This window comes from Komagataeibacter ossonobensis (assembly GCF_057359305.1).
On record NZ_JBXAYQ010000021.1, the window covers coordinates 13820 to 27636 of the forward strand.

Annotated in this window: 10 protein-coding genes; 2 read left to right on the forward strand and 8 right to left on the reverse strand. The window is 58.2% G+C overall.

Annotated features, from left to right (window positions below; genetic code table 11):
* Nucleotides 1-4: 4 nt before the first annotated feature.
* On the reverse strand, nucleotides 5-1702 hold the full coding sequence (gene hutU, locus AC1RQ9_RS12000; RefSeq protein WP_485987120.1) for a urocanate hydratase: 1698 nt from the start codon (nucleotides 1700-1702) through the stop codon (nucleotides 5-7).
* A 285-nt stretch (nucleotides 1703-1987) separates the two neighbouring features.
* On the opposite strand from hutU, the gene AC1RQ9_RS12005 reads away from it, so the two are divergent.
* Complete coding sequence (locus AC1RQ9_RS12005; RefSeq protein ID WP_485987121.1) at nucleotides 1988-3388, forward strand: purine-cytosine permease family protein; 1401 nt, start codon at nucleotides 1988-1990, stop codon at nucleotides 3386-3388.
* 35 nt (nucleotides 3389-3423) lie between these two features.
* On the opposite strand, the gene AC1RQ9_RS12010 is transcribed toward AC1RQ9_RS12005, so the two are convergent.
* The 6 genes from AC1RQ9_RS12010 to AC1RQ9_RS12035 form a co-directional block, all read right to left on the reverse strand.
* Nucleotides 3424-5040 carry a GMC family oxidoreductase gene (locus tag AC1RQ9_RS12010; RefSeq protein ID WP_485987122.1) on the reverse strand — a complete coding sequence of 539 codons (1617 nt, stop codon included), beginning with the start codon at nucleotides 5038-5040 and terminating at the stop codon, nucleotides 3424-3426.
* A gap of 326 nt (nucleotides 5041-5366) precedes the next feature.
* Nucleotides 5367-7652, reverse strand: a complete 2286-nt coding sequence (locus tag AC1RQ9_RS12015; RefSeq protein WP_485987123.1) for a TonB-dependent receptor — start codon at nucleotides 7650-7652, stop codon at nucleotides 5367-5369.
* Between the two features lie 426 nt (nucleotides 7653-8078).
* Nucleotides 8079-8498 carry a RidA family protein gene (locus AC1RQ9_RS12020; RefSeq protein WP_010507340.1) on the reverse strand — a complete coding sequence of 140 codons (420 nt, stop codon included), beginning with the start codon at nucleotides 8496-8498 and terminating at the stop codon, nucleotides 8079-8081.
* A complete protein-coding gene (locus tag AC1RQ9_RS12025; RefSeq protein ID WP_019086714.1) occupies nucleotides 8498-9967 on the reverse strand; it encodes a 4-hydroxyphenylacetate 3-hydroxylase family protein in 1470 nt (489 codons plus the stop codon). The genes AC1RQ9_RS12020 and AC1RQ9_RS12025 overlap by 1 nt, the downstream gene beginning before the upstream one ends.
* A 15-nt stretch (nucleotides 9968-9982) precedes the next feature.
* Nucleotides 9983-10519: a flavin reductase family protein gene (locus AC1RQ9_RS12030; protein ID WP_485987124.1), complete on the reverse strand. Its 537-nt coding sequence runs from the start codon at nucleotides 10517-10519 to the stop codon at nucleotides 9983-9985.
* A gap of 137 nt (nucleotides 10520-10656) precedes the next feature.
* Nucleotides 10657-11334 (reverse strand): DUF1028 domain-containing protein, encoded by a 678-nt coding sequence (locus AC1RQ9_RS12035; RefSeq protein WP_485987125.1) that lies wholly within the window; start codon nucleotides 11332-11334, stop codon nucleotides 10657-10659.
* Nucleotides 11335-11438: 104 nt separating this feature from the next.
* On the opposite strand from AC1RQ9_RS12035, the gene AC1RQ9_RS12040 reads away from it, so the two are divergent.
* A complete protein-coding gene (locus AC1RQ9_RS12040) occupies nucleotides 11439-12356 on the forward strand; it encodes a LysR substrate-binding domain-containing protein (protein WP_485987127.1) in 918 nt (305 codons plus the stop codon).
* 11 nt (nucleotides 12357-12367) lie between these two features.
* Here the strand turns inward: AC1RQ9_RS12040 and argE are convergent, their stop codons facing one another.
* On the reverse strand, nucleotides 12368-13531 hold the full coding sequence (argE, locus tag AC1RQ9_RS12045) for an acetylornithine deacetylase (protein ID WP_485987128.1): 1164 nt from the start codon (nucleotides 13529-13531) through the stop codon (nucleotides 12368-12370).
* Nucleotides 13532-13817: the final 286 nt, after the last annotated feature.

Below are 13817 nucleotides of genomic sequence, written 5' to 3' on the forward strand. Positions count from 1 at the left end.
AATTTCAGCTCTTTCGCGTAATCATGGGCAGATCGAGCCCTTTTTCATTGGCACAGGAAACGGCGATGTCGTAGCCCGCATCCGCATGGCGCATCACGCCGGTAGCCGGGTCATTCCACAGCACGCGTTCAAGCCGCCGGGTTGCGCCCTCGCTCCCATCCGCCACGATCACCATCCCGGCATGCTGGGAGAAGCCCATGCCCACGCCACCACCATGATGCAGGGAAACCCACGTCGCACCCGACGCCGTATTCAGCAGCGCATTGAGCAGCGGCCAGTCCGATACGGCATCACTGCCGTCCCGCATGGCTTCTGTTTCCCGGTTGGGGCTGGCGACGGAACCACTGTCCAGATGGTCACGACCGATCACGATCGGCCCCTTCAGTTCGCCTTTGGCCACCATTTCATTGAATGCGAGGCCAAGACGGTGCCGGTCCCCAAGGCCAACCCAGCAGATACGTGACGGCAGGCCCTGGAACTGGATTTTCTCACGCGCCATATCCAGCCAGTTATGCAGGTGATGGTCGTCCGGCAGCAGTTCCTTCACCTTCTGATCCGTGCGATAGATGTCATCAGGGTCACCGGACAGCGCGGCCCAGCGGAACGGGCCGATCCCCCGGCAGAACAGCGGGCGGATATAGGCCGGCACGAAACCGGGGAACGCAAAGGCGTCCGCGCAACCGGCCTCATACGCCATCTGGCGGATATTGTTACCGTAATCGAAGGTCGGGATACCCAGCTTGTGGAACGCCACCATGGCTTCCACATGCAGGCGCATCGACTCCTTTGCCGCCTTTTCCACGGCTGCGGGGTCGGTAATGCGCATTTTTTCCGCCTGTTCCAGCGTCCAGCCCGCAGGCAGGTAGCCATTGAGCGGATCATGCGCCGATGTCTGGTCCGTCACCGCATCGGGGTGGATGCCACGGCGCAACAGTTCGGGAAATACTTCAGCCGCGTTGCCCAGCAGGCCAACCGAAACGGGCTTGCCGCTGCGGTTTGCTTCGGCAATCAGTTCCAGCGCCTCGTCAAGATTATCCACCCGACGGTCCAGATAGCCGGTCTCCAGCCGTTTCTGGATACGGCCGGGTTGGCATTCCACCGCCAGCATGGACGCACCCGCCATGACTGCGGCCAGTGGCTGCGCTCCGCTCATGCCACCAAGGCCACCCGTCAGGATCCAGCGGCCCGTCAGGTTGCCGCCGTAGTACTGGCGGCCCATTTCAACAAAGGTTTCGTACGTACCCTGCACGATCCCCTGCGAACCGATGTAAATCCATGACCCAGCCGTCATCTGGCCGTACATCATGAGGCCAAGCCGGTCGAGTTCGTTGAATTTGTCCCAGTTCGCCCAATGCGGCACGATGTTGGAATTGGCGATCAGCACCCGCGGCGCATCGGCATGGGTGCGGAAGATGCCCACCGGCTTGCCCGACTGCACCAGCAGCGTCTGGTCGTCTTCCAGCCCACGCAGACATTCAACGATACGGTCGTAACAGGACCAGTTGCGGGCTGCCCGGCCGATACCCCCATATACAACCAGTTCGGACGGGTTTTCGGCCACTTCGGGGTCAAGGTTGTTCATCAACATACGCAAGGCCCCTTCGGTCTGCCAGCTACGCGCTGTCAACCGGGAACCATGGGGCGCGCGGATCACGCGGTCGTTTGCCATGCGATCATTACAGGGGGGGGAGGTCTCGGTCATAGCGTCGGATCACCTTGCATGCACTTGTATATATCAATAGTTAGCGCATATCGATTTTGCCCTGTCAATCCATACCCGAAATGATATGATGTTTTCCTGGGGCGACAGATGCGGCCGCAACCGTGCGCCAGGGCGCGGACTGCCCTTAACTTCAGCATCGCATATATTTTTTTGTTTCGTTGAGACAGAATAAGTTATGCAAGCAAACGCTATGCATCACTTACGATAGGTTACAGAGCCCCTGCCTGACAGGGAACGCCATATCGTTACGGAGTATATTTCCTGATGGCAGAGACGGTTCCGACAAAAATCGAATCCGCAACCATATACCGTATCCCGCTGGACCAGCGCCACGGACGGCCCCGTGACCTGTTTACGATATGGTTCGGTTCCAACCTGATGATGCTGACGGTCGTGACCGGGGCGCTGGCGACAGGTGTCTTTGGCCTGCCTTTCCTGCCCGCCCTTGCCGCCATCATTGCCGGCAACATGATCGGCGCCATCTTCATGGCGCTGCATGCAGCGCAGGGCCCGCGCCTGGGCGTGCCGCAGATGGTCCAGACACGTGGCCAGTTCGGCATTGTCGGCGCCGTGCCGATCACGGCCCTGATCGTCATCATGTATGTGGGCTTTGCCGCGTCCAACCTGGTACTGGGTGGCGAAGGGCTGCAGTTCATCGTGCCGCATCTTAGCCGCCTGGGGGGTATCCTGATCATTCAGGCGCTGTCCGTCATTCCCGCCATTTACGGTTATGGCATGATCCATACGGCCGCACGCATCATGACATGGGTGTGCGGGGTCGCCATCATGCTGTGCCTGTGTCTTGTCGGTTGGGAACATGGCACGGACCTGCTGCAGGCCAGCCACGGCCATATCAGCACGCGTGGCCTGCTGGGCACGATTTCGACCGCCGCCCTGTGGCAGATTGCCTATGCCCCCTATGTATCCGATTCATCGCGTTACCTGCCTCCCGGCCCGGATGGGGAGCGCAAGGCGTTCCATGCCTCTTTCTGGGGCGCCGTGCTGGGATCCGTGCTACCCATGGCGCTGGGGGCCATGATCGGCCTGCTGGCCAGTGGCCATAATATTGTCGCGACCCTGGGGCAGATGCTGCATGGCGCGGCCGTGCCGGTGCTGTGTGCCCTGTCGCTCAGCATTGCCGTGGCCAACGCGATGAATGTCTATTGCGGCGCCCTGTCCACCCTGACAATCATCCAGACCTTTGTCTCCACGCGCCGGCACCAGAAGGCGCTGCGCCTTGCCATTACATCGGGGCTGCTGACGATCGCACTGCTTATGGCCGTGTTCATGGCCCGCAGCTTCATGGCGCTGTATAGCGAATTCCTTGAACTGCTGATGTCGGTCATGATTCCGTGGACCGCGATCAACCTGACGGATTATTACCTGATCCATCAGGGTGAATATGATGTCGAAGCCTTTTTCCACCCGACGGGCGGACGTTATGGTCGTTACAACAAACCGGCCTTCATCTGCTATTTTGTCGGCATCCTGATCCAGATCCCCTTCCTGTCCAATGCCCTGTTCACCGGGCCCATGGCGCGGCTGGTGCATGGGGTTGACCTGTCATGGATTGTCGGTCTTGTTGTCACCACGCCCCTGTACTGGTGGGCAGCGGGGCGGCAGGCACGCGCAGTCCCGGCCGGCCTTGCCGCCACAGCGGATTGAGGGCATCCCCGATCCGCTCCGGTCTTCCCGCCTGTTTACTGCTGCCGGTCTGACAGGATCATATCGGCAGCTTTCTCAGCAATCATGATACAGGGCGCATTGGTATTGCCGCTGACCAATGTCGGCATGATCGAGGCATCGGCAATCCGTAGTCCCGTCATTCCCCGTAATTTCAGGTCCGGGGTTACCACCGCGTTTTCGTCCATGCCCATCCGGCATGTGCCTGCGGGGTGGAAGACCGTACTGGCGCTACGCCTGATATAAGCCATCAGTTCGTCGTCAGTCACCACATCGGGGCCAGGCGCCATTTCGCGCCCACGAATGCCGTCAAAGGCCGGGGCGCGTATGATCTGGCGCGCCAGACGGATCCCTTCCCGCAGAACCGTCCCGTCACGGGGATCATGCAGGAAACGGAAATCAATCTGGATATCCTGCGGCCCATTTTGGCCCAGACGGATTTCTCCCCGGCTATGCGGACGCAGCACGCAGGTATGGATGGCAAACCCATGCCCCATTTCAAACAGACGCCCCCGGTGGCTGCGGAAGCCGGGTACGAAATGGAACTGGACATCCGGCAGGCCATCCGCCAGTGGCGTGCGGGCGAAGCCGCCTGCTTCGACATAATTGGTTGTCAGCCATCCCTTGCGCCACAGGGCATACTTATGCGGGGAAGACACGACGGCGGACAACGATTTCCATGAAAAGCCAAGGCTGCGCGCCTCATCCGACCGCACGGTGACCAGGCCGTCCAGATGATCCTGCAGGTTCTGTCCCACCCCCGGCAATTCATGGATCACGGACAGACCCGCCCCCACCAGGTCATTTCCCCGCCCGATCCCCGATGCCATAAGGATGACAGGGGAGCCAATGGCCCCCGCCGACAGTACGGTTTCCCGTTGGGCGAACAGGCCAAACTGTTGCCCGCCATAGACCACATTGACCCCCAGTACCCTGTGCTGCCGGACAATCAGGGATCTGACCGTCATGCCTGTCATGACATGCAGGTTGGGCCGGTGACGTACGGGATGCACAAATGCACGATAGGCGCTCAACCGTTTTCCATCGCGCTGCGTGACATTGTAAATCCCCACACCTTCAAGGACGCTGCCGTTGAAATCGGGATTTTCCTTCTGTCCGACCTGTTCGGCCGCTTCGATAAACAGACGTGACAGGGGATTGGCTTCACGCGGGGCGGTGACATCCAGTTCGCCCTGCGCCCCATGAAAGCGGGGATCATGGCCAAGGCAGTCATGTTCCGATTTCATGAAATATTTCAGGACCGAGGCATAGTCCCACCCAGCACATCCCCGTGCTGCCCAGCCATCATAATCCGACCGGTCTCCGCGGATATAGATCATGCTGTTCATTATGCTGGAACCACCCAGACCCCGGCCACGCGGCACATGAATGCGGCGATTATCCAGATCAGCCTGCGGCACCGAGAAAAACTGATAGGCCAGCTTGCGGCTTTTATACAGGGTCAGGGTGCCGGCGGGGATCTGGATACGGGGCGTGTTATCACCGCCCCCTTCTTCAATCAGGCAGACCTGGTTACGTGGATCGGCGCTCAACCGATTGGCCAGCACGCACCCCGAGGATCCGCCCCCGACAATGATATAGTCAAATTCACGAGGAAAGGACGCCTGCCGCATCGATTTACATACCTTGCCTTGTCACAATCATGATAAGAAGCCATCTGAAAACAATTGATTGACAAGAAACAGTAAAAGTTTCCAGGCTCCGCCTTTTCGAAAAAAGCTTCAGCAGAAACTTCCTTATGATTGCAGGATGCTTCCTGATCTGACTTTTCAAACAGCTTCTGATATCATGTATGTATTTCAGATAACCGAAATCGTAATGTTTATCCCATATAGGACAACAACAAAAAACGTACCAGATGGATAGTCAAAACCTATCCAGACCCACAAAAAAAGGGGCCATGCCCGCAGGCATGACCCCTTCATGGAACGCAACCGGATCAGAAGCCCGTGCTGAATGTTCCCAGGCACGCGAAGTTCGGCGCCGTGTAGTACTGCGCGGTGCCCGCGACCGGCCCGGTATTATACACCCCGGACAGGTAGTGATGATCCGCCAGGTTTATAACGTTCAGACGCAGTGAAGGCGCCTTGAGGAAGCCGATATCCGGCGCGCGGGCGCCGATCATCATGTCAACCTGCTTGTGACCGGAAATCTGTTCATCGTTCATGAACGTGCCGTATTCCTTGTCCACATATTTCAGCGACACACTGCCAAAGAAACGACCATCATCATATTGCAGGCCGGCTGCCGCCATCCAGCGTGGCGCGGAAGTCGCCATCTTGCCTGCCGTGTGATAGGTCACGCCATCCATTGTAATGTTGGAATCCTGACGGGCATACAGATATTCAACCGACCCGTAAGGCGTGATGTGATGCCATGGATGCAGCGCCAGTTCACCATCGAAACCGCGCGTCGTCATGCTGCCCGCATCCTGATAATACGGCACGTTACCGATGTATTCGTTAATCTGGTGATGCGAGAAGTTGTAATTGAACAGGGTCAGCGATGCCGTGATCCACTTGTCATGGTACCGTGCACCCACTTCTTCCGACACGCTGTATTCATCATGCAGTTTCTTGTTCGCGGTCTGATACATACCGCCATCCCACGGACTGTCATACTGGTTGTAGAAAGCGGAACCCAATGGCAGGCGGTAACTGGTCGTCACGTTGCCGAATACCATGATATTCGGGTTGAACTTGTAGCTGATGGACATGCGCGGCAGCGGCTGTGCCGAATAATAATTGGCGTTGTACTGGGGACCAGGCTGGTTCAGCGTGCCATTTCGTGCCGCCATGACTTCCTTGAAGCCAACATCCAGTGTCAGCTTCCTGTTCAGGAAATGCATGGTATCGCCAATATACAGCGCATTCGTCTGGGTAATGGTGTGATAGGACCATTCATTCAGCGTGGTGCCATCCTGCTGCCGCAGGTAGCCCGTTGAATTGCCGGACGCATCCAGCCCGCTAAGCGGTTCATCAACATGCATGTCGGTATAGCCATACCAGTACCCGAAGACGAGATCATGGTTGGCCACCTTGTAATGCAGGGTGGAGTTGAATCCTGTATAGCCTTCCACGCCAATCCAGTTCTGGATTGCCGCGGTCTGACCATCTTCCGAATAATTGTTCCCTGCAAGCGGTGAAGAATTGGGCATCGTTCCGTTATAATACGGCCCGGTTGTCGAAACGGTTGTCACGCCAAAGGGATAGTTCCCGCTGCCATGGTAATAATAAGGTGTTACATCCAGTGTCAGGTTACGCGCCAGCTTGAAATGTGACGGTGCGCTCAGGAAATAGTCGGTCCAGCTGGTGGCATAGGATTTGTAATAATTTGGACTGCCAAAGGTATATTTGCCCTGCATGTCATCAGGATTGTTCTTCAGCCCGTATTTGTTCCAGTCGCTCAGGGTCGGGGTGCTGTACCACGCCGTATGTTCATTGTTGTAGGAACCGGACAGGGAAATGTAATTCCCGTCACCCCATTCCTTGATCAGCTTGTAGTCCACATGCCAGCGGTTGTTCCGCCCGGGACCACGCCAGGCGCGACTGGTCAGATCGGAAAAGGACGCAAATGCCCGCAGACCGGTATTGGCGATATCCCCACTGTCATACCGGATGAACTGGCGGTTCATCTGGTGCGTGCCGTAACTGACATCGAATTCGCCGCCACGGGTATGCTTGGGTCCGCGCATCTTGACGGCCATGGTACCGCCAGATGACGTGGTGGTGGGGGTTTCGATGCTGGGGGCGCCCTGCTGCAGCTGGACATTATCCATGTTCTCGCTATCCACCCATTCGGACGAATTGGGGGTATAGTCATCCGGATCGTTCATTGGCGCCCCTTCGAAGGTGAAGCCAATTTCCTGCTGGTTCAGGCCGCGGACATTGATATCGGATTCATCACTGACGCCAAACGGGTCGCCCATGGACACGTTCGCACCCGGTGACATGGCCACCAGCGCCAGCGGGTTGGACGCGGGCGCCTGCTTGGCAATATAATCATGGGACACGGTACTGACCGATTTCGCCGCCGTTTCGTTACGGATCAGGCCCCCATACGAACGCGTGCGCGTGACACGCAGCTGTTCACCCGCCCCGGTGGCGTTGATGCCCGTATTGACTGTCGTGCCCCCCGCCCTGGCAGCCGTCGTCGCGCCACCGGATACAGTTGTCGCCTTTGCATTGACAGGATTTTTTTGCACGACATCGGCCGCATGGGCCATGTGCAGACGCAGTCCATTAGTCAGGAATGTTGATGACAGTATCATACATACAGTCAAGCCAGTCGAACGTCTGCGCATACTGCCCCCTTAAAAATCATGACAGGAAATATCTGATTGCACCAGCAACACGCGCCATGCCTGTGTCTACTGACTTTTCCGGCCCGGGGCCGGCTGCATAACCACATGTATGTACAAGCAGAGATAACATCGTTGTATTATTATGTTCCCGTAATGGAAAGGCAACAGAATTCCTACATTCCAGACGTCTCCATATTGGCTGTCCATACATTTATCGGGACATGTTGCATTTTAGCAATTATTATGGCTGTTATATCACCATTCGCTGAAATACTTGCCACAAACATTCAGGGCTGCTGTCGCGCCAGCAACAGCAGCCCTGATAAAAAAACATTATGTATAAATACTTTATGGAATGACAGCGATAACATCCACCTCGATCAGCCATTCCGGGCGGGCCAGCGCCACGACAACCAGCCCCGTGAAAACGGGGAAGACCCCCTTCATACGCCGCCCCAGAACACGATATGTCGCTTCCCGGTAACGGATATCGGTCAGGTACACCGTAACCTTGCAGATATGGGACAGTTCGGAACCGGCTTCCTTCAGCAGCAGTTCGATATTATCCATTACCTTTTCAGCCTGGCCCACCGGATCGCCGACCGCAACATTTTCACGCGTATCGAGATCCTGCGGCACCTGGCCGCGCACATAAACCGTCTGGCCCGCGACGACAGCCTGACACAGGTCATTATCCAGGTTCTGTTCGGGATAGGTATCACGCGTGTTGAAACAGCGGATCCGCTTATGTGTTACCTGGCCTGTCATTATTTGTTCCCTCCCTTGCCCTGCTGCAGCACACCTTCGCTCAGCCCGGCTGAACGCTGCACGAATTCCAGTGCGCCGTTCCAGTCAAAGTTACGATAGACCGCAGCCAGATGCGCAAACGGCGGGGCCTGCGCAAACAGCTGGAATGTCAGACGATGGCCGGCATAATCGGAATTGAGCATGTCACGGGCATAGGCCAGCAGCTTGCGCCGGTCCTCGGCCTGCCATGTTTCATTGATGGAATAGAATTTTTCCATCCATGGCGCGGTTTCGGGATCCCGGAATGTCGCCACGTCCGGCGTGACACAGATCTGTCCGCCACACAGTTCGCGCGTCAGGTGCATCATTTCATGCAGCCTGGAACACGCAAGCACACGCCCGGCCATAAGCAGCGACTGGTTGGGCATGAGCAGGCCACCGGGGCTTTCTTCCGCCATGGCGATGGACGCCGTCAGGTGGGCATTGATCCCTTCACGGTAGCAGGCAAGGGTCGCCAGCTTCTCCTGCACCGCCTGCTGGCGGTCCAGTCCGGTCTGGCGCACATTGAACAGGGCGGCGCCGATCATCATGTCGGCCAGTTTCTGGTTACGCTGCACGAAGGCGAAGGCACTGTAGCGATGCAGCGTCGCACGGATGAAGGTCGCGGCCTTGGTATGCCGGTAGAAAAGTACGTTTTCCCATGGGATCAGCACGTCATCGAAAATGACAAGGGCTTCGACCTCGTCATATCTGTTGGACAGTGGATAATCCTCGATCGGGGCGCGACCGGCAAACCCGGTGCGACAGATGAATTTCAGGTTGGGTGAGGAAAAGTCACAGATGAACCCGACTGCGTAATCAGACAGTTCGGCATCACCCCAGTTGGCAATGGTGGGCTTGGTAAAGGCCTGGTTGGCATAAGCCGCCGCCGTTTCGTATTTGGCGCCACGGACAATGATGCCCGCATCCGTTTCACGCACGACATGCAGCAGCATGTCCGGGTCCTGATCCTGCGGCCGCTTGGAACGGTCCCCCTTGGGGTCCGTGTTGGCCGAGACATGAAACGGGTCCGCATACATCGCCTTGTGAACGTGATGGCGGATATTTTCAGCGAACTGGGGATTGACCTCGTTCAGGATGTCCTGACCGTCATACAGTGACCACATCTCGCCAATCGTCTCGTCACCGACACGCGTAACGATGCCCCCCACTTCATCCAGCACGGTGTCGGTCGCGATACGCTTTGCCTTCCAGTCTTCCTGCGTATGGGGCAACTGCAGGGCCAGCGGGGATTCATCACCCTTGTCATCCGTATAGACAAGCCGGTCACGGAAAGCCGCTTCATGCTGCATGTCGTACATCCGCGCACGGATGGACACGATGGGCCTGAACATCGGATGCGTCGTGACATCCTTTACCCGTTCGCCGTTCATCCATATCCGCCTGCCATCACGGATGGAGTCCAGATACTGCTGTCCTGTACGGATCATGAATTATATTCCTGCTCAAGAATTATGAAGAACGGGTTCCGGCCGATGAAACGCCCGGCGGAAATGCAGCAACGTCATCGTGGGCCGCAGACAGGTGTGCCGGACGCCACCAATAATCACCCCGTGCGTCCCGACATCGACGGATTGTTCAAGGGTGCAGTCAAAGGACGCCAGCGCCCCGTCCAGCAGCCATCCCCCCGCCTGCCCCAGCTTCCATGCCGCGCAGCCGAAATCGAATGCCGGAAAAGCCCCTGCCCGGCCCGCGAAATTTTCCGCAACCCCCACATGGTCGTGCGACAGCATGTTGATGACGAAGCAGCCGTTTTCGATAATGGCCGCAAAAGCCGGGCTGCGCCGGTTGATGCACGCCATCATCATTGGCGGGTCGGCGGATGCGGATGTCACGGAACTGACGGTAATGCCGAACCGTCCGGCGGGGCCGTCCGTGGTGATCACGGCCACGGGGGCAGCAACATGCCCCATGGCCGCGACAAACAGGTCACGTTCGGATGATCCCTGCCCATGCTGTGATACCGATGTCTGGGTGGACATGGCACGCCTCCCGAAAACCAGTGCTTATGACCATGGGATATTCGAACGGAACATCATTCCGACAAAGAAATATATATCGAAGATCGACCTCAGGAAAACCGAAGCAATAATGATTGATCAAAGGTTATTGCAATGCTCTACTCATCTCCCGGCACACCATATGAAGGGGCCTGGGCGGGATGCAGCGCACGCTGGACATAATCATACATCTGGGGTTTCCATACCGCCCACAGTTCCATCAGGCGCGCGACCGGATTTTCACCCCAGTCCACCCGCAGGTCCGCAAGCGGCCACTGTTCATGGTCAACCACCAGCATGCCAGCGGAATAGACAGGTCCGGCTTCGCCACCCGCATCAGCGCCAGCCTGCAGGGCCAGCAATATCCGCTCCCCCAGTTCGAGGGACGGATCACCCTTTTCGAACGCGGCGACAATCACGGTCGGCACATCCGCATTGGCCAGAAGGTTGCCGGCGGACACGACATCCTTGCCAAAGGCCTCGGCGTGGGTGCCCAGCGTGCCGGTGCCCGACCATGCGGCCCCGCGGCCACTGCCGTCGATAAAGGTCATCTGCCGGTATTGCGCATGGGTTGCGACGCGGGCCATGACAACCTGGCATTCAGCGGGTGTCAGTCCACGTTCCAGCAGGTCGAGGGCCATTGGCCCCAGTCGCGGGTCGGTTACATTCTGCGACGTGACCGCCCCCACGCCCGCGCGGGCATAGGCGCAGCGGGCCGCCACGGCGGGCGACGACGATACGACCGCCACCCCGAACTGCCCGGTACGCGCGCAATGCGCGACGATGGAAAATGTCATGATCCTGCCTTTCCTTTTTTATCCTGTTTCATCCGATCCGGCGCCACCTGCCGCCATGCGGTCCCTGGTCCCGTCGTGACAGACACAGCAGCCGGAGCCACCCCATGCGTTTTACACTGAAACAGATCGAATATTTTGTCGCGGCTGCCGAAACGGGGTCGATTACTGCAGCATCCAGGCGGGTTCATATCTCCCAGCCATCCATTTCCGCCGCCATCGCCCAGCTTGAGGCCGTGTTCGGGATTACCCTGTTCATCCGCCATCATGCCGCCGGACTGTCCCTGACACAGGAAGGCCATAGCTTCCTGCGTGAATCGCGTAACCTGCTGCTTCATGCCACGGAACTGGACATGACGGCGTCTGGCCTGTCGGGGCAGGTCAGCGGCATGATTGAAGTCGGATGCATGACAACGCTGTATTCCCTGATCGTGCCGGAACTGCTGCAGGAATTCGAAACCCGCCACCCCGGTGCCCAACTGCGTATTATTGCCGGTCATCACAGTGAACTGATTGAAAAACTGCGCAATGGTGAAATCTGCGCCATGCTGGCCTATGACCTGAACATGCCGCAGGATCTGGATTTTTCCCCGCTGGCTGCCCTGCCCCCCTTTGTCTTTGTATCGGCGCAACACCGTCTGGCCCGCAGGCGGCATGTCGCCCTGTCTGAACTGGAACATGAACCCTTCTTGTTGCTGGACCTGCCGCTGTCACGGGATTATTTCCTGTCCCTGTTTTCCCATGCGGGCATCGTGCCCAGCATAATGGGACGGTTCCAGAGCATTGATGTCATCCGTTCGCTGGTCGCGCGTGGCGAAGGCTACAGCCTGGCCAATGCACGTCCCCGCAACAAGGCGGCGCTGGATGGCAGACCGCTGGCCTATCTTGCGCTCAAGGACACATCCCAGCCGCTGCTGTACGGCACGGCCACGATCGCAAACATACGGCAGACGGCGCGGGCGACGGCCTTCCTGCAGGTATGCCGTGAACTGCTTGCGGGAAAGCCACTTCCAGGCAGCGACTAGGGCCGACGGCCTTACGCCACGCACAATGTATCAACAATACGGGCAAGGAAGGCGTCACCGGCGGCCAGTTCGTCGCGGGTAATGTATTCATCCGCCTTATGGGCACGATCGATTGATCCGGGGCCGCATATTACGGTGGGCAGGGTCAGTTCCTGCTGGAACAGTCCCGCTTCCGTCCCGAACCCGATGGTGGTCACCGCATTATGCTGGCTGGCCTGCAGGGCGATATTGCGGATGGCGGTATCAGGTTCGGGCACAAGGCCCGGATATTCATTGATGATTTCGAAGTCGATTGCCCCACCGGGATAATCGGCTGCCACACCCACTGCGCGTTCGCGCAACCGCTCCAGCCATGTATCCGCCGACTGTCCGGGTAGCAGACGCATCTCGAACTGGATTTCGCACCGGTCAGGGACGATATTCAGCGCGACCCCGCCGTTTATAAGCCCGACCTGCGCCGTGTTGAATGGCACTTCGAATGACGGGTCCTGTATCGGAGCGTCCATCATTTCTGCCTGGATGCGGGCGACTTCCTGTGTCATGCGGGCAGCGATCTGGATGGCGTTACACCCCAGCACGGGATTGGCGGAATGTGCCGCGCGGCCGTGGCATACAATGCGCGCGGCCACTTTTCCCTTATGCGCCACGGCAACCTGCAGCCCGGTTGGCTCCCCCACGATACAGCCCTGTGCCGTGATCCCACGTTCACGCAGGAACGCCAGAAGGGAACGCACGCCCACGCAGCCGATTTCCTCGTCACAGGAAATGGCGAAATGCAGGGGATGCCGCAATGTCCGACCCGCCGCGTATCGTGCCGCCGTCAGCATACAGGCCAGAAAGCCCTTCATGTCGCTGCTGCCGCGCGCGAACAGCTTTCCATCACGGTCCGTCAGGCTGAACGGGTCGCATGTCCATCCCTGCCCCCGCACCGGCACGACATCACTGTGGCCTGACAGCACGATGCCCTGTCCGGTATCTGGTCCGATCGTGGCAAACAGACCATAACGATCTGTCTCCTCATGCCGCACGATCGTAGCCGTGGCATGCGCCGCGCGTAACTGCTGCGCATACCATTCGATCAGGCCGAGATTGCTTTCCCTGCTCAGGGTCGGCCACGCAACCAGATGCGCAAGGGCTGCAACGGTCGGGTTACTGTCATGCAGCAGGGACGTCATGTTCGCTCCATCATCAGGGCCATCCGCCTTATCGTAAGGCAGTCTGGGGGCATCGCCTGCTCGGAAGTTTCTATGCCAAAGGAAGAAACTTCCGATGCGCTGCATCCATGTAAGGCAACTGGCCTGGCGATGGTACCCTTCCCCTGCCCGCATCATTCCCGAACCAGCGGGGCCATTACCGACAACCGATTGAAAACAATATACCATTCACTGAATCATCCGGCCCGCAGACCCGGCTTTCCCTTTGCCGTCCGTTCGTGAACCGACGTGTCGCAGCGGCCGCTAG